Below are 17893 nucleotides of genomic sequence, written 5' to 3' on the forward strand. Positions count from 1 at the left end.
TTTTCATTAAATAAAAACTTGTGAATAATCTATACAATATAGACACATCAAGTATCTTGAATCTATTGTAACTATAAAAAAATCTAATTGTATTCATTTATAATTGCAATTAGCCAACTATGGAATTAGATGGTAATATATAAATAAATAGAAAACGTTTTCTAATATTTCAAGGGGGTTTTATTATGGAAACTAAAAATTTTGGATTATTAGAAATTGCAAGAACACAAATTAAAAATGCATGCGATAAGTTAGAATTAGATTCATCTGTTTATGAAGTTTTAAAAAGTCCTATGAGGGTTTTAGAGGTATCATTTCCAGTAACAATGGATGATGGAAGTATAAAATTATTTACAGGTTACAGAGCTCAACATAATAATGTTTGTGGTCCTTTCAAAGGGGGGTTACGATTCCATCCTGCAGTATGCTTAGATGAGGTAAAGGCTTTATCTACTTGGATGACATTTAAATGTAGTGTAGTAGGATTACCTTATGGAGGGGGAAAAGGTGGAATTAATATCGATCCTAGAGATTACTCAAAGTCAGAGTTAGAAAGAATATCAAGGGGGTTTGCTAAATCGATAGCACCTATAGTTGGCGAGTATGAAGATATTCCTGCTCCAGATCTTAACACAAATGGAGAAATTATGGTATGGATGCTAGATGAACATACAAAGGCAACAGGTAAATTTTCACCAGGTGCGTACACAGGTAAACCAGTAGAGTTTTATGGATCATTAGCAAGAACAGAGGCCACAGGATTTGGAGTAGCTAATATGGCTATTGAAGCTGCTAAGAAAAAACATATGGACTTAAATAGTACTACTGTAGGAATACAAGGATTTGGGAATGTAGGTAGTTATACTGCCAAATATATGGATGAAGTTGGAGCAAAAATTATAGCCGTAGAAGATCATACAGGATGTATATATAATAAAGATGGCATCAATGTAAAAGAACTTATTAAATATAATATGGAAAACAGATGCATTAAAGGATTCCCAGGAGCTATACAAGTATCTCAAAGTGTAATAACAATGGATATAGATATACTTTTCCCTTGTGCGTTAGAAAAGCAAATTACACAAGAAAATGCCAATGAAGTAAAAGCTAAAATTATATGTGAAGGAGGAAACGGACCAACTACTCCTGAAGCAGACAAAATTTTATATGAAAAAGATGTTGTAGTTATACCAGATATACTTGCAAATAGTGGGGGTGTTACAGTTTCTTACTTTGAATGGGTACAAAATTTAGAAAGAGTAATTTGGAGTTTTGAGAAAGTTCAAGTAAAACAAAAAGAAACAATGATAACAGCATTTGAAGAGATATGGGATATAATGAAAAAATATTCTGTTGATATGAGAACTGCTACTTACATGAAGTCTATAAAAAGAATTCAAGAAGTTATGAATCTAAGAGGAATATTAAAATAATTCTATATAAGGGGCTGTATATATGAGTGAATTAAATATTTGGATGGATTTTATAAACACAGAATGTGATATAGAATTTATGCATCAAGATGATATATACATTGTAAAAGATATAAATAATCAAAAACATATAGTAAAAAATGAGTATTTTTTACCAGATGTTTATAGCATTGAAGAAGTTCTAGAAAAAATGAGTATAGATAATAAATGCCTTAAAAATCTTATAGAAGAAAACCATGTAAAAATACTTTCTATATTTTAAAATAAAAATTCGCTTTGCTCATGTCGCCAACGACTTCGTCCGTTGCTCAAAATGTCATTTTTTACTTTCACCAAAATAATGGGATCACTAGGTTTTAAAAGTTATCCACAAATATTAGTGAAATATAATTTTATTAAGCGTAAAAAAGGACTTAGAATCTAGGTTATTAAGATTCTAAGTCCTTTTATTTATTTTTAGCAATTAGCTATGAACTTGCAAAATAATTTATAATTAACTCTACTCTTCTACAATTACATTTTCTTGTGAATTTTGAGTTTGTTGATTTAATTTGAATTTTTTATTTTTAATATGACCAACAGTAAGTACTGGTATTATTACAACGAAAATACCAATTATACCAGTATATCCGTATCCAATCTTAACTATGTTTGTAAGACCGAAAAGAGATATAGCCATAGATAGAATCATACAGCATAGAGAAAGAACTCCTCTTCTAACTGTTATGTTTGCTGGAACTTTAATAATATTTTCAAATCTTGCAATTGCACCGAATACACATCCTATACCAGTAGATATAAATGCAAGTAAAAGTACAATTGAGTACAATACTATAAGCCATCCTTTACCTATTTGCTTACAAATATAAAGAATAGGAAGAGTTTCTCCAGAAGTCCCTGGAAGCCATGCAAATAACATCATACAACTCAGTACGATCATTACACTGTTTAATACAAACCCTATTATAGTTGTTAAATTGATTTCCTTATCTGTTTTAAGAGGTTGACAGACACTTACAACTATTGACCACACTATAGCTTGGAATCCAGCATATTGAAGGCCTGACCATAAGGCCTCCCAAACTGATGAAGTTGCATATCCAGTTGTTGCTAATTGAGTAAAATTATCAGCATTTGCAGATATTCCTATATAACATATTAGAGTAAGACAAACGACTATTATGACAGTCATAAATGAAGAGGCACTTCTAATTAGGTTAGCACCAAATATTGTTAGTATAAATAATACTAATCCTGTTGCCACTACTCCAAGATTGTAGCTAAGTCCAAATTCAGCAAATAATGCAGCTGCCCCAGCGATAGAACCTCCTGTAGCAAGTAAAACTATTATTAAATAACAAATTTCAAATACGATAGGTAATACCTTATCATATGGTTCATAAAGTTTTTTAGCTATTGTTCTGTAGTCATAAGCTTGGTGATTTTTAGCCATAATCATTGTTTCCCTATAAACTAAAGCTATAATACCGATAATTAGGATTGGTATCCAGAATGTGTACCATCCATCTTCAACAAAGAAATTCATTGTCTGATTACCTGTAGCAAAGCCTCCCCCGACGTGAGCGGCAAACCAAACTGAAGCAACACCCAAAATTCCCTTAAAGTTAGGTTTAGAATTTAATGGATCTAAGTTATTGCTTTTCATCTTAAACATCTCCTTTGGTATAATTGTATTCACGTTTGTTGTTATTATAACAACAAATGTTTGTGTGAATTTTTTAGAATTGTATATTTGAAAGTTCTTGAAATCAAATAAGCAGGATAGTTGAATGGGTTGAGAAATATATGAATGCAAGAATTCCTGCAATATAAGTATTTGATAAAGATTTCCGATTTCCTTCTACAAAAAATTTAAAATTATTTTTGATTACTATTTATTCAAATAGACTTAATTAGCATTTTATATTGTTAACAAGCTGATTAACAACAGTTATAAAGGATAAATAAGATGGCGAATTTATATGGTTTTGACTCGGAAATTTATTATAAAAAAATATAGATGTTTAAGCTTGAAGTAATAAATAAAGAGAATTAACAAATATTATTTAAAAATAATTAAGAAGGCTATAGTATATATATCTTAGACCTATAGCCCTAAATTTTAATGGTATTTACTTTTAATATCCAAAATATTCTCCAATGTATAATGGCCCATACTTTGATATAATCCAATTTTCTAAAGATGTTTGAGTTGATGATTCGATTGGAGGGTTATTTATAGTGTACATAGTCTGATTTTTTTTGATATCATTAGGTTGTTTATATGAAGCAATTGATACTGACATATTTAAAGCATTTATAGGATATCCATGTTTTAATACAGCTAATCTTAAAGATCCAATAGGTGTACAAAATAAATACAATAATGTAGCTAAAAATAACATAATAGAAATACTATATTTTAAAAATTTTTTCAAAGCTGTCTCCCTTTTTAAGTTTTATTCAATTCATATCTTATTGAAAATCAAGTTGTATCATTTAATTAAAACAGAGGTACAATTTTAAATGAATTTTACCATAGAGTTATTTATAATTTTTATATTTGGATTAATATATAGATATTTTGGAGTAAGATACTTATATTTCAATAATAAATTGATTATAAACATTACCATCTTCTACTATAGTTTTAAACAATACACCATTATTTAATTTTATAACCTTTTGGGAGCGTATATTTGTAGATTCACAATTTAATATAACTTGATTAATACCAAGTTGCTTTGCTAAAGGTAATGCCAATTCTAATATTTTATTACCATAGCCATTACCTCTATATCGTGGAGCTATATCATATCCGATATGACCATGTAAAGGAATTGCTTGATGTCTAATTCTAACTACACCTAAGACATTGTTATACTCATTTACCAGCCAAAAAGTTGATGAAGGAATATAACCTTTAGGTAAATCAAAGCCTTTAGCATTATTATTTAATTTAGTTACGTATTGTTCGAAATTATGTATTGCTACTTTATACATATTAAAATATTCTGAATCACCATTTGTTTTGTAGTCGTTTATATTTTCTAGAAAGCTATTCATATAAATCATATTTGGTGGTTTTAACTCTAAATTTTGTAGCATAGCATTACTCCTTTTTAAAATTAATGGTATGTTATTTTTGTTATGATATCAATTAATTTTTAAATAGGTATATAAAGTTTAAATTGAAGAATTAAAATCTAAAAAGTACTTACTATTTCAGTAAGTACTTTTTTATTAAATGATAGGCTTGTAAATCACTAATACCGTAATCTGTACCTTCAAGTAATAGCTTTTCAATTAGTTGATTTTCAGATAATGTATTATTATTTTTTATAATCATAGCAAGTTTTCCTTTATCTGATAAATAATCAAAATACAATGATATAGCTTTATCCATAATGGAATCATTACCTTGCACGTATTCTTTATGCAATAAGATTTTTTCATATAATGCTTGATAACTCCCAAGAGCGATATATGTTTTTTCTCGAACGATATTAAAACTTTCATCGTCAATTATAACTGTAAATACATTGCCTTTATAATTTTGAGTTTCTAGAAAGCAAAGAATAGTTAATAAATTCAATTGGCAGAATGTATCTGATCCGAACCATAAAATAATTTCTTCATATTGTTCTAATTCTTTTGTAAACTTAAAAAAAGCATGTGACTTTTTATAGTATTCTTCTATAGAAACATTAAGTTGAGATGCGCGATTTATACAAAATTCATTAGAAAATACATTTGATGTAGAATTTCCTACCATAATTGCTTCATTAAAAGGAATTCCTTTTGTACAAAATGTTCTTTCAAAGTATTTATTAAAAACCTCTCCATTTGTTATATTTGCTATTTTCATAGTATATATTTTACCTTCCAAAAATTAAATATTAAAAATTAATCATCTAAATTATACCATAGTGTTATATAATCTAGATTTTTCTATTTCTTAACTTTATAATCTCAGATACTAGTTTTCCAGAAATAAGTACTAAAATTAAAGCTATTAGTATATTAGCTATTAAAATGCCTTTAAAAACCGTTATATTGAATAGCATTAGAATTGGTATAAGTGAGCTTAATATTATAAACTTTTTATTTTGCATTCCATTCACCCCTTATGAATTTAATATGTTTAAAGTTATTTTAACATTTAAGATATAAATGATTCCGAATCAGGAATAAAATAGCTTTAATTTGGAGTGAAATATTAAAATGTAATTTATAGACTATAATTATTCAAACCATTCAGAAGGTGATTGATTGAAATAATGAGCATCAAATTCTACTATTTTATAATCTTGTATACCATAAGTTTTAAAAGGTTCATTTGATAAATACTCATTCAATCTTTCAATAGACTCTGATTTCATAACAAATAGACCTCCACTCATATCTGATTTAAGTGCAGACATTAAGATCAATCCTTTGTCCATTGCTTTTTGAGTGTAATCCATATGCTCTTTCATAATAGTATCATCAATTTTATTTGGATTTTTTAGTATTCCTTCAACCATAAAATATTTCATTTTTTATCCTCCTAATTAAGTTGTATTATATATAAATAAACGTGATTATTACTAGTTTCAATTTAAATAATAAATACCCTTATGCTTATCAAATAAACAATAGGTAATACTTAATTAGGATTTCTGATTGGAATTAAAGGATAATATCTAAAATAAATAAATTTCTAATATTATATGTATAAAAAAGACCAGTTATAAAACAGGAATTCTCCTAAAATAGCTAATGAAAGGTACATAACGGCTTCATTTTTAGATATAGACTTTTTACTTATATATACGCTAAATTTATTTTGATTATCTATATTAGATATAGACACAAATATAGGTAACTTAATTATGTATTTAAATAATTTAGTTACACATAACCATATTAAATATCCAAAAACAGCTCCCAATGAGTTCATCATTAAATCATCAATATCTGAAACCCTATGATTAAATAGTTGACAAAATTCAATTGCTAACGAAAAACATAGTCCAACGCAAAACACTTTACTAAGATTCCTAAACTTACTCCAAATAAAAGGAAGTAAAAAACCTAGAGGCATAAACATTATAATATTTAAGATATATGTAGTAGCCCCTGATGAACTAAATGGAACTAAGTTTATTTCTTCTATTCGGACTATATTTCCAAACTGACCTATATCCCATATACTTCCTATTCCGGCTACGATAATTGCTAAAGAAACATAAAGTAAGAAAACATAAACTTTTATTAAATGTGGTATTAAGTTTACTTTATCTTTAATTTTTCTAGATTTTATAGTAATTATTTGATATATAAAACAAGGTATTATCACACAAAGAAGTGGGTAAATCATATACATAACTTTAAAACTTCTCCCTTCAAAATTAAATTTGTTAACTAATATAAATACTAACATTATTTTAGGATTATAAATCTTAAGATTTTCTTAAATTTATATATGAATAAGAAGAATGTAGAAAAAATTTCAGATGAACCATTAAGATATATAAGTAGGTCTTACAATGATTTTACAGAGTATATGGAATCCGATGGATATACAGTGGAGCAGATGGGTAGAGGATTTGATTTGAAAAAAGGTAATTATAGAAACTTAGTTGTTGCTGAAGGGTTTATGGGAATATATGAAATCTTTATTGAGTGAAAAAGGATTGCTATTATATTAATTTATAATAGCAATCTTTTTTTATGTAAACAACTAGTGTACTGTGTTTTCTAACTTACTCTTAATATCAGTTATGTCATCTGAAAGACGAGTCAGTATATCTAATTTACATGTCATAGTTTCTATTATCTCTTGATATTTTTCTTCTCTTTGTTCTTGTAGGATATCTCTTTTTTCTTGAGCTTTTAGTATGTAAAGTATCAATACAAATGAAAGCAAAGCCCAAGAACCTTCTTTACCAACGACATTGATAATTTCACTGATCAATATAAATCACTACCTTTCATAAAATATCTGTTTTGCATGCTATGAATTTTGAATTTTTATTTTTAGAGATTCAAAATCTCTTTTAAAAAATTTTCTATCATTACAAATGATGTTTGGTTCCTCCCCATCTTCAAATTCTTCAATTAAAATAGTATCAAATATATCTAGCATCTCCTCTATATACCCTAATATAATTAGTTTTTCATAAGTAGAAAGTTGTTTCATTGAACCCCTCCAAAATTAGATTCTATAGCAATATTATATAGAACATATGTTCGATTTTCAACCTATTTTATAAAAAAAAGTGATTGCACTTTTGTATTAAATATTAAGTTTTAGATTTTTAAGTATTAAATATAATTATGTAAATAACTAAATTTAGAGATATATATTAATATTTAAATTGATTGATATAATAAACATATGATAAAATTTACTTATTAAAGTGATAACACTATTTGAAAATAAATTAAAAGACGTATTTAAATTTACACTATATTTAAAAATTGATTTTAGGAGGTAAAAATGGCAGTAAGTAAAGCGAATACAAGAACTATGGTAACTGTAAGTATGGATTTAAAAAAAGAGCTTGATTTAAAGGCAGAACGAGATGGAGATAATCTAAATACAGTTATTGTTAAAGCAGTTTATGAGTATCTGAAAAAAGATCCTTTAGTAGAAAAAACAGTTTTAAAAGATACTAAACACAAGTTAGAAAGAATAGAATACCTAAAACTAAAGAAGGAACAGTTATAGGTATTGATTATAATAGAGATAAAACAACACCCAAGTCTAAATTTTAGAGTTGGGTTTTATTTTATAAAATTCAATATATATGTTAATTATCAATATAAAATTTTTTATTAGATCGATATTCTTTTGCAAGTAAAAATGGTAAGAATACTATGGAATACAATAAAATCCCATACGAAAGAGCTTTTAGTGTATAAATTTTACCATATGAATTACCAATTATAGGCGCAATTGAATTATTTAATAAATGTATTAGCATAGGAGCCCAGAGGTTTTCGGTTTTCATGTAAGTATATCCTAAAAATACTCCGAGGGTAGTACAGGCAACTATATGTGTAATAACACAGTAAATTGGGCTTTCAGGGCTATACAAAGTAATACAAAGCGGTAAGTGCCAAATACCCCATATAGGGCCTAATATTAACACTCCTAATCTTTTTCCATAAAGAACTTGTAAGCGAGGCTGTAAGAAATATCTCCATCCGAACTCCTCTCCAAAAAATAGGTTACATCCAAAGACTACGTTTAGACCTACTATAAATAAAACTTTCATAATGGAATCAAAAATATTTATATGGTTAATTTGCATAGATTCTAATTGTGAGAAATTGCTAATTGTAGTTATGATCAAAGAAAGCAATATTACAAACATAACTTTTTTTAAGCTTTTATTAAAGCATAAATTTAGAATTTCAAAATCAGATGAATTCATGAAAATGCTAGTTATAAGATAACAAGATACTAGAACATCTACTAAAAAAGATATCCTTAGGTTGTTTATAAACAAAGATTCAATTATACATAAAAGTATCTTTGTAATTGTGGCAATAGAAAAGATATTAAAAAATCTATATATTGACGAGGGAAAAGCATAATAAGAACTTCTATTTAAAACTGTAATTGCTGAAAATGCGGGAATGTACATAAATAATCCTGCAAAGCTTGATAAAAATGAAATGATGTTTGGTTTTGCAGCGCGAATAAATATGAAAATAGATATAAAAGTAATTAAGCTAAAGTTAATTATCAAGAAGTCCCTTACTTCTTTTTTTATAACCTTAATATCAATACACATTTTAATCCCCCAAGTTTTAAAATTTTATGATAAAAGTATAGCACAGTTTAAATGGAAAAAAATCACAATAAATATATAAAATTCGCTTCGCTCATGTCGCTCAAATTTCATGTCGTCAACGTCCACTCGGTAAACTCGTGTCCCGTTACTCAAAATGTTATCTATAAATAATAGTTAAATATAGTTTCTTTAAGCGTAAAAAATACCTCCATAACTAAATTTATAGTTTGGAGGCATTTTTAATCGGTATTTTATTAAAAGTCTAAAATTTTATTTAGGTTTTAATAATACAATTAATTTGATAAAAAATCAAATTAATTATTTATTTTTTTATTAACGTATGACTTCTACTAACTTATATATAAATGTTAATGATGTATATTTAGATATTTAATAAGTGCTATTAAACATTTAAATTAAAACATATTAGAAACAGATGTTATAATATATTTGTACCTAACATGTATATATACATGTTAGAATCTCTTAATTAACACTCCTCTTCATAAGGGGGTTGTCATCATTTATCATATACATATAGCTACAGAACGCAATAAATATATTGATTAAAGAAATTGATGTATTTATTGCGTTCATATTTTTTATGATTAATAATTTTATAGGTTGTATTTATGGCTAATAGGAGGTTCTACAAATCCTAATAATGCCAAAAGAATACTTCTAAAAACTTTAGATATATTTGATAATCCCAATGTAAACTTTGGACTATCAAAAATGTTAAAAACTTTTAAAGTTTTTAATGCATACTTGTTTACACTAGCCTGATTTTCTGAATAATTTAACATATATAACCCTCCTGAGCTTAAACTTTAAGATTAATTTATTATAGACTACCATAAATCATAACTTTTAATTTAAAAATGGACTGAAATCTATAAATTAGGGACTAAAATATAACTATCCTCAAAAAAATATATAGAATATTAACTATCAAAAATGTAAGATTTAGTTAAGCTTTACGTCAGGCTATTTTAAAGTTGTACATGTATAATAGACTTATCAAATAAAGATAAGAAAGAGGAGGAGTTATACATGACAATACTATTAGGAAGTTTAATAATAGCTCCATTTATACTAGCAGTAGGAGCTGCATTATTAAGTGATGAGTTAGAAGTTTCAAATCAACAATAAGTTTTTATATAGATAAATATGTTGTTAATTAGCTATATAACAACATACTTAAAATAAAAAGAGTATCTATTGAAAGTGAACAATTTCAATAGATACTCTTTTTTAAAATTGCATTACTAATTTTATTTTAACCCAATACACCTTACTAAATGCTATTCATTGATTAATCTTTCTTACCTAATATATATGCACCAGCACCCATTACTAGTGCTCCACCTGCTATGTTTCCTAATGTAACTACAAATAAATTATATATTGCGCCCATAAGAGTAGCTCCTTTGATAGCACTTGAAAATAAAGCTACTCCAAATATAGTCATATTAGCTACACTATGTTCAAACCCACTAGTTATGAAAGCAAATAAACACATAAATATTATTATTAACTTTGCAGTATCATCATTTGTTCTAAATGAGCACATTACAGCCACGCATACTAGTATGTTACAAAGCACTCCTCTAAAGAAAAGGTCCATAAATGGAAGTGATGCTTTAGCTAAGGATGTTGTAGCGAAAAACTCCATTACAGCTCCTTTATTAACAAGTCCTGCACCTACAAATAATCCAGCAACCAAAAGAGATCCAATCAAATTACCTACAAAGCTGTAAGCCCATACTCTAAGTAAGTCTTTGGTACTAGTCCCTTTGTTTAACGTACCAGCTGTCATTACCATGTTGTTGCCTGTAAATAGTTCACTACCAGTCATTACAACTAAACTTAATGCTATGGCGAATGATACACCCATCATAATTTTTGTCATAGGGGAATTAGTTGATGTTAAAAGTCCACCTATTGTAAAAATTAATAATATTCCTATTCCAACATAAAGTCCCGCAAAAGCTGATGATACAATGTATTTTAATCTACTACTATTTAATAAATTAACTTTGTTTTTAGCAGCGACTGTCAGTTTTTCAAGTGTTTCGTTATGCATAATTACCCCCTAGTTTAAGTTAATATTTGATTCCGCTCCAGTAAATATTTTCATTTAATTTTACTATATCATCTAAATTTACACCTTCTAATGCCCACTTTTTAAATTCCATAAATCCTGTTCTATCAACTATATATCCTATATGCTCTTTTCCTCCTGGAGCATCTTTAGATATATATTGCTCTACATATTTATAAGTATTAAGTATTATTTTTATTATAGATTCTTCATCTGCCCATAATAAAAAATCTTCCGCTAGTCTTGGGTTTTTCTTACCTGTTCTACCCATGATTGCTAGTCTGTAGTATTTCTTTTCATCTCTAGTCCATGCTGAAGTAGGACAGTTTAAAGTACACTCTCCACATCCTATGCATTTATCGTGATCTCTTACGATTTTATAGTTTTCCATTTTTAAAGCTTTAGTGGATAGTTTTTCACATTTTTTAACACAAGCTCCACATGATATACATCGCTCTTTTTCATATAAGGGACGTGTCATACCTATTATTCCAAAGTCATGGGTTCTTGCCTTTATACAGTCATTTGGACAGCCAGTTAGCGCTACCTTAAAATGTAAATCGTTTGGATAGATAGCTTTTTCTATTCTCTTTGCAAAGTTTGTTGTGTGATATTGAGCTTTTGGACAGACTTTGTTTCCTATACATGCAGATATATTTCTAGTACCTGCGGCTGGATACCCTCCTTCTTTTTCTGCCTGATTTATATCCATTTTTTCAATTACTGGTTGTATAAGTTTGTTTACTGCTTCCATATCTTCCATCTTTATACCAAGTATTTCAAAACCTTGTCTAGTGGTAATATGTATTTCGCCATTTCCATACTCTGTAGCTATCTTAGAAACTATCATCAAACTTTCTGGATCTATACTTCCACCTGGTATTCTCACTCTAAGAGAAGTTTCATATTTAGTTTTAGTTATTCTAAAAGCATTTTTCATTACTTTCTTAGTTTTTAGATCTCTTATCATAGTTATACCTCCTAATCTATTAAATTCTTTGCGTAAGAATAATCAAATACAGGTCCATCTATACAAATATAAGTATCATCCATTTTACAGTGTCCACATTTACCTACACCACAGCACATTTTTCTTTCGTAAGATACCCATATGTTGTGCTCGGATAGATTTCTTTTTAAAAACTCTGCCACTGTAAATTTCATCATCATAGGAGGTCCAACAACTACTGCAGACATGTTATTTATATCATCTATTTTCAACTCTGGAATATACTTTGTCACTAATCCTATATTTCCATCATAATCATTATCAGCATTATCTACTGTTACTAATATGTCTAGTTTTTCGCTCCATTTATTTAAATCATCTTTGAATAATATATCTTGAGGACTTTTAAATCCAACTATTAACTTAAAGCTTGTACATCTATCAGGATTGTTGTAAAAATGCTCTACGATGCCTCGTACAGGAGCTAGACCACTTCCTCCTGCTACAATAACAATTTCTCTTCCTTCGTATAAACTTACATCAAATCCATTTCCATAAGGGCCTCTTATAAAAAAGCTATCTCCAACTGTAAAATTAAATAATTCACTAGTTACCTTACCTACATTTCTTATAGTAAAATCTATATAATCTTTTCCGTATCCTGATACTGATATTGGACTTTCTCCGAATTTAGGAATTGAAATTTCATAAAACTTTCCTGGCAAGACTCCTTCAGTTTTACTAGAAACTCTAAACGTCCATTCTATATCTGTATGTTTAATTATATCTATAATTTTTGAATTAACTGGTATGTATGGATTCATTTACTTTACCTCCTCATTGATATCTACTATGCCTTTTATTTTTTCTACGCATTGTGAAAAAGATATATATTGTGGACATGCATCATCGCATCTTCCACATCCTACGCACATTTTGTATCCGAATCTTTTATCAAAGTCGTATATCTTATGCATCACTTTAAATCTCATTCTTTCACCTTGTTTTTTTCTAAAAGAATGACCACCTGCCATATCTGTGTATCCATCTACCTGACAAGACGCCCATACTCTTCTTCTTTCTCCTACATTTTCATTTTCTTTGTAGTATATATCTTGCATAGTAAAGCAAGTACAAGTTGGACAGACAAAATTACATCGTCCACATCCTATACATCTAGAATCATAATCATTCCACATTTCATGTTTTGAGAGTTCTAGAGAATTTATATTTTTAGGTAATTCTAAAGAGATAAGGTTTTCCTTAACGTAGTTAACTTCAAACTCAGTATCTTCCCCTCTAAATACATTTAGATCAGCATCTTTTATATCTAAGTAAACTTCATCATTATCTAAATTTAATGCCATTGAGTAATTATCAGTTTTGTTAGACTCCATACTTACACAAAAACAATTTCTAAAACTTTCTTTACATCCAATTAAAACAAACTTTACTTTCTCTCTTAATCTTTCATAAAAATAATCTTTTTCAATACCGTTATTAAGGTAAATCTCATCTAATCTTTTTATTCCATTTATATCACAAGCTCTTAAAAATATAATCAATTTTTTATCATCTATATAACTAGCTTTATATTCTTTTTCTGTAAAATAAAATAATGTTTGAGTTATAGGCAGTATAACTTCTTTTGGTGAAAAGTTAGATTTTTTATTAAACTCTATATCCTCTATACTACTTATTTCCTCATATTTAGTTAAATCTGTATCAGAGTAAACGCCTTTAAAAGGGGTCGTTACAGGTGCAAAAATTTTATATTCCGATTTCAATAATTTAAGACCTTTGTCGAAGTTTTCTCTATTCAATTTTATCTTCATAATCTCTCCTCCTATATTTTATTAAAGATATAGTAGCATAGGATTTTTTACATGTCTGTGATATATATAACAATATTGATATCTTTTTATCTAATTAATAAAAAAATACACATAACACTAATTAAAATGTTATGTGTATTTTCTATTAATTACCTTTAAAGTATTTAGATAAACCCTCTTTTTTTACATAAATATTTTTATTCACTATTTTAACTAATCCATAGTCTTGCAATTGTTTCATTGTTCTTGATAAGCTTTCCCTTTTGCACCCAAGCATTTCGGCTATATATGTAATACTTATGTTTGCCTTAATAAGAGTCCATTCTCCCTGTTCTGCTCCAAATTCTTTTCCCATTCTATATAGTTTTGCTGCAAGTTTTTTATCTATATTTAGAGAAGAAGAGTTTTTTAGTTGTCTGTACAACCTTCTATTAATATTTTGAGTATGGATTAATATATTTTTCATTAAATTAAAGTCATTTTCCATTATTTTTATGAATTCAGACGCAGGGCACTTCAATATAGTTGACTTTTCAAATACTTCACAAGCAAAAATAGTGTTTTTCTCTTGATCTAAGGAAAGATCATTTATTACATCACCGTTTTTAAATATGAATATTACTTTTCTCTCACCATTTTCATTTATTTTGTATATAGATACTTTTCCTTTTTCTATAAAATACAAATTATCAATAAATTCTTTTTCTAAGAATAAGGTTTCTCTTCTTTGTGCTTGAAAACTTGTCATTATCTTCTCTAACTGTTCTTTACTTTCTGGTTTTATATTATCAAATATTGATATGCTATTTATTTTCATCATATTTTACAAATCCTTATATACTTAATTTTTATTGAATTTCAATCTTTACAATTTATTTTACTACATCAAAAATATATTAACCATTGTATTTGTTTGTTTTATGAAAAAAGATCACTCAAATGGCAATAAGAGTGACCTTTTTATATATAATTAGATTATTACTAACGATATTAATTAGATTTTGATAATGCTAAAGCTTTTTCCCCAGAGAAGCCATATAAATTATAAATTCATCTTCTCCATCCAAATCTAGCATATCATCAATGATATTTTGATCATAAATTCCAATAGCACAAGTACCACAATTAAGAGATTCTGATGCTATATAAAGATTTTGACAAACATGACCAATATCTATAAGTATTTTTTTATGAGCAGTTATACTAAATCTATGCTCACTTCTATAGGGAATACAACTCCAAGCGAAAACAACAGCACTTTTAGATACAAAATCTTGTACAAAAGGTTGATTTGGAGTAGCCTTATTTATTTCATCAGTTATATTATTTAAGTTTTTTATAAATAAAAGTTTATGCTCTAATGGTAAGTATCTATAAATTCCAGGATTTAAATCATTAACATTATTGATTATTAAATATGTCTCAAAAGGATGAGTACATCCAGCAGAAGGTACTGTCCTTAATGCACTGAAATTATTTTTTACACTCTGTATACCTTGAGTAGCCCAAAGTAGATATGAAAGCTCATCTAAAGTTATTTTTTTATTACTATATTTACGAATGCTTCTTCTATCTTGTATGCAGTCTAATACATTAGATTTGACTAAAATACTTTTATTTATAGATGGTAAATCTATTAATTCAGAATTTTTATCATATTCTTTTTGAAAAGGTAAGGGTAAAATACCTTTTTGTTTATCAGTTCTTATTTGTTTTAATATTTCGAAGTCAGCTTTAAAAAATTCACGATTTCTTTTAATTTTATCCATAGGTGTCCCCTTACTAACATCTATATATTTATATATTAAAATTAATGTTTTATAATTATATAGATTGTAAATTAAGTTTTTATTTGTTCTTGAATTTTTATGATTAGAACAATAAAAATTATACCTAAAATTTATCAAATACACTGTAACATATGTTACACTTTAAAATTTATATTTAAATTAAATAGGTTATTCAAATATATGCTTTTTCTACTTTACCTATATAACCATAGCTCAAAAAATGTACTTATTTTAAATTATATATACCTTTAGCATATATATGTAAGTTCAAATAATCTAAAGTAAATTAAATTATTTATCGAAATAAACATACAGTTACTTTATTTTTTAACTATTTTTTTATTATTTTCTTAATCTTTTGAACTATTTATGCAATTATTAAATTTAATTTTAATTAATTTATTCCAATTTTTGGTTATATAAGCTTAAATTTTACGATTTGCAAGCGCGTAATTTAATTATAATACAGAAACCGTAGTTTGATTAATATATATTTTGATGATATCATGAACGTGGCTTAAAAAAGATAAGGACAATTGCGTAGAAATGGGGGTAAAGCAACATGAACAATTTAGAACTTAAAGATTCTTTAAATTATTTTATTGATCAATACTTTAAAGGACTTGAATCGTTAGAATCTAATGAAGTAGTAAAAGTAGCTGATTCTAATCAAATAAATAAACTTAGAAACATAAATATACCTAGTCAGGGGAGACAGGTACAAGAAGTTATGGAAGAAATGATGAAAGAGGTTTATGAGTATGGAGCAAGAGTAAACCATCCAAGATTTTTTGGATTTATACCTGGGCCAGCAGATTTGAATTCTTGGATCGGAGATGTTATGTCAAGTGCTTATAACTTGCATGCAGGATGCTGGATGACAACATCAGCTGCTAGTTTCATTGAAAAAACATTAATTAAATGGCTATCTGAAAAAGCTGGATATAACACAGAACAATCGAGTGGACTATTTGTTTCAGGAGGATCTATGGCAAATCTTACAGCAATGGTAGCTGCAAGAGATAACAAACTTTCATTTGATAAATTACATTTAGGAACTGCTTATGTATCTGATCAAACTCATAGTTCAATTAAAAAGGCACTTAAAATATCAGGAATATCTCCTAAGAATATCAGAAAAATACCTTCAGATTCAAATTATAGAATGAAGATAGATGAACTAGAAAAAGCAATAAGAAATGATATAACAAACGGGTTACATCCTTTTGTTGTTATAGCTAGTGCGGGAACTACAAATACTGGAAGTATTGATCCAATACCAGAAATATCTGATATATGTTCAAAATATGGTTTATGGATGCATGTTGATGGAGCTTATGGAGCATCGATATTATTATCTGAAAACTATAATCATCTATTAAAAGGAATAGAAAATGCTGACAGTTTAAGTTGGGATGCACATAAATGGTTATTCCAAACATATAGTTGTGCAATGGTTCTTGTAAAAGACAAAAATGATTTAGCAAGAAGTTTTAGTGAAAATCCAGAGTATTTAAGAGACTTAGATATAAATGACGATGAAATAAACTATGGAAACGTAGGTATTGAATTAACAAGACCGACTAGGGGGCTTAAACTTTGGTTTACATTACAAACTCTAGGAACTAGTGAAATGAGCAGAAGAATTGAATATGGTATTCATCTTGCAGAATATATTAAGAATACATTATTAGGATTTGAGAATTGGGAAATAATATCTGATCCTAAATTAGCAATTATCAATTTTAGATATGCTCCATCTGGAATGTCTGAACAAGATATAGATACACTTAATAATAATATTTCACATTTAGCACTTCAAGAAAACTATGCAGGAATATTTACAACAGTTTTAAATGGTAAAGTTGTTTTAAGAATGTGTGCTATTAATCATGAAACAACAGAAAATGATATAAAACAAACAATAAGCAAACTAGATGAATTTGCAAAACACTTATTAACTAATAACTTTAGTTTAAGTGCTGTATAATA

22 protein-coding genes are annotated in these 17893 nt (G+C 27.4%); 5 read left to right on the forward strand and 17 right to left on the reverse strand.

Annotation, left to right across the window (positions count from 1 at the left end; all coding sequences use genetic code 11):
* The first annotated feature begins 185 nt into the window (after window positions 1–185).
* On the forward strand, window positions 186–1436 hold the full coding sequence (locus KXZ80_RS16635; RefSeq protein WP_021431866.1) for a Glu/Leu/Phe/Val family dehydrogenase: 1251 nt from the start codon (window positions 186–188) through the stop codon (window positions 1434–1436).
* 22 nt (window positions 1437–1458) lie between these two features.
* A complete protein-coding gene (locus KXZ80_RS16640) occupies window positions 1459–1698 on the forward strand; it encodes a hypothetical protein (protein WP_021431867.1) in 240 nt (79 codons plus the stop codon).
* 237 nt (window positions 1699–1935) lie between these two features.
* Here the strand turns inward: KXZ80_RS16640 and KXZ80_RS16645 are convergent, their stop codons facing one another.
* The 7 genes from KXZ80_RS16645 to KXZ80_RS16675 form a co-directional block, all read right to left on the reverse strand.
* The gene (locus KXZ80_RS16645; protein ID WP_021431868.1) at window positions 1936–3102 is read right to left on the reverse strand and encodes a YkvI family membrane protein; all 1167 of its coding nucleotides are present in this window, start codon (window positions 3100–3102) and stop codon (window positions 1936–1938) included.
* Window positions 3103–3574: 472 nt separating this feature from the next.
* A complete protein-coding gene (locus tag KXZ80_RS16650) occupies window positions 3575–3874 on the reverse strand; it encodes a hypothetical protein (RefSeq protein WP_021431869.1) in 300 nt (99 codons plus the stop codon).
* A 160-nt stretch (window positions 3875–4034) separates the two neighbouring features.
* Window positions 4035–4544, reverse strand: coding sequence for a GNAT family N-acetyltransferase (locus KXZ80_RS16655; RefSeq protein WP_021431870.1), 510 nt, complete (start codon window positions 4542–4544; stop codon window positions 4035–4037).
* Between the two features lie 112 nt (window positions 4545–4656).
* Window positions 4657–5304 (reverse strand): hypothetical protein, encoded by a 648-nt coding sequence (locus KXZ80_RS16660; protein WP_038284889.1) that lies wholly within the window; start codon window positions 5302–5304, stop codon window positions 4657–4659.
* Between the two features lie 73 nt (window positions 5305–5377).
* Window positions 5378–5551 carry a hypothetical protein gene (locus tag KXZ80_RS16665; protein ID WP_021431872.1) on the reverse strand — a complete coding sequence of 58 codons (174 nt, stop codon included), beginning with the start codon at window positions 5549–5551 and terminating at the stop codon, window positions 5378–5380.
* A gap of 129 nt (window positions 5552–5680) precedes the next feature.
* Window positions 5681–5974 carry a YciI family protein gene (locus KXZ80_RS16670; RefSeq protein ID WP_021431873.1) on the reverse strand — a complete coding sequence of 98 codons (294 nt, stop codon included), beginning with the start codon at window positions 5972–5974 and terminating at the stop codon, window positions 5681–5683.
* Window positions 5975–6144: 170 nt separating this feature from the next.
* Window positions 6145–6804, reverse strand: coding sequence for a VanZ family protein (locus KXZ80_RS16675; protein ID WP_021431874.1), 660 nt, complete (start codon window positions 6802–6804; stop codon window positions 6145–6147).
* 99 nt (window positions 6805–6903) lie between these two features.
* Between KXZ80_RS16675 and KXZ80_RS16680 the strand changes: the two genes are divergently transcribed.
* Window positions 6904–7107, forward strand: coding sequence for a hypothetical protein (locus KXZ80_RS16680; protein WP_021431875.1), 204 nt, complete (start codon window positions 6904–6906; stop codon window positions 7105–7107).
* Between the two features lie 54 nt (window positions 7108–7161).
* Here the strand turns inward: KXZ80_RS16680 and KXZ80_RS16685 are convergent, their stop codons facing one another.
* Window positions 7162–7395, reverse strand: a complete 234-nt coding sequence (locus KXZ80_RS16685; protein ID WP_038284892.1) for a BhlA/UviB family holin-like peptide — start codon at window positions 7393–7395, stop codon at window positions 7162–7164.
* A 39-nt stretch (window positions 7396–7434) separates the two neighbouring features.
* The gene (locus KXZ80_RS16690) at window positions 7435–7620 is read right to left on the reverse strand and encodes a hypothetical protein (RefSeq protein WP_021431877.1); all 186 of its coding nucleotides are present in this window, start codon (window positions 7618–7620) and stop codon (window positions 7435–7437) included.
* A gap of 300 nt (window positions 7621–7920) precedes the next feature.
* Here KXZ80_RS16690 and KXZ80_RS16695 point away from each other — a divergent pair, with 300 nt between their 5' ends.
* Window positions 7921–8151, forward strand: a complete 231-nt coding sequence (locus KXZ80_RS16695; RefSeq protein ID WP_021431878.1) for a hypothetical protein — start codon at window positions 7921–7923, stop codon at window positions 8149–8151.
* 82 nt (window positions 8152–8233) lie between these two features.
* Here KXZ80_RS16695 and KXZ80_RS16700 read toward each other — a convergent pair whose 3' ends face one another.
* The 8 genes from KXZ80_RS16700 to KXZ80_RS16735 all read right to left on the reverse strand — a co-directional run bounded on the left by KXZ80_RS16700 (window position 8234) and on the right by KXZ80_RS16735 (window position 15880).
* Window positions 8234–9223: a CPBP family intramembrane glutamic endopeptidase gene (locus KXZ80_RS16700; protein WP_021431879.1), complete on the reverse strand. Its 990-nt coding sequence runs from the start codon at window positions 9221–9223 to the stop codon at window positions 8234–8236.
* Between the two features lie 617 nt (window positions 9224–9840).
* The gene (locus KXZ80_RS16705; protein WP_021431880.1) at window positions 9841–10029 is read right to left on the reverse strand and encodes a hypothetical protein; all 189 of its coding nucleotides are present in this window, start codon (window positions 10027–10029) and stop codon (window positions 9841–9843) included.
* A 509-nt stretch (window positions 10030–10538) separates the two neighbouring features.
* Window positions 10539–11309: a formate/nitrite transporter family protein gene (locus tag KXZ80_RS16710; protein ID WP_021431881.1), complete on the reverse strand. Its 771-nt coding sequence runs from the start codon at window positions 11307–11309 to the stop codon at window positions 10539–10541.
* 19 nt (window positions 11310–11328) lie between these two features.
* Window positions 11329–12297 (reverse strand): sulfite reductase subunit C, encoded by a 969-nt coding sequence (gene asrC / locus KXZ80_RS16715; protein WP_021431882.1) that lies wholly within the window; start codon window positions 12295–12297, stop codon window positions 11329–11331.
* A gap of 11 nt (window positions 12298–12308) precedes the next feature.
* The gene (gene asrB / locus KXZ80_RS16720; RefSeq protein ID WP_021431883.1) at window positions 12309–13100 is read right to left on the reverse strand and encodes an anaerobic sulfite reductase subunit AsrB; all 792 of its coding nucleotides are present in this window, start codon (window positions 13098–13100) and stop codon (window positions 12309–12311) included.
* Window positions 13101–14111, reverse strand: coding sequence for an anaerobic sulfite reductase subunit AsrA (gene asrA, locus KXZ80_RS16725; RefSeq protein ID WP_021431884.1), 1011 nt, complete (start codon window positions 14109–14111; stop codon window positions 13101–13103).
* A 145-nt stretch (window positions 14112–14256) separates the two neighbouring features.
* Window positions 14257–14931, reverse strand: a complete 675-nt coding sequence (locus tag KXZ80_RS16730) for a Crp/Fnr family transcriptional regulator (protein WP_021431885.1) — start codon at window positions 14929–14931, stop codon at window positions 14257–14259.
* A 190-nt stretch (window positions 14932–15121) separates the two neighbouring features.
* Window positions 15122–15880: a SagB/ThcOx family dehydrogenase gene (locus KXZ80_RS16735; RefSeq protein ID WP_021431886.1), complete on the reverse strand. Its 759-nt coding sequence runs from the start codon at window positions 15878–15880 to the stop codon at window positions 15122–15124.
* 583 nt (window positions 15881–16463) lie between these two features.
* Here KXZ80_RS16735 and KXZ80_RS16740 point away from each other — a divergent pair.
* Entirely contained in the window at window positions 16464–17891 is a 1428-nt protein-coding gene (locus tag KXZ80_RS16740) for a pyridoxal phosphate-dependent decarboxylase family protein (RefSeq protein WP_021431887.1), read from the forward strand.
* Window positions 17892–17893 lie beyond the last annotated feature (2 nt).

The sequence above is a fragment of the Paraclostridium bifermentans genome (genome assembly GCF_019916025.1).
Lineage (GTDB): Bacteria > Bacillota > Clostridia > Peptostreptococcales > Peptostreptococcaceae > Paraclostridium > Paraclostridium bifermentans.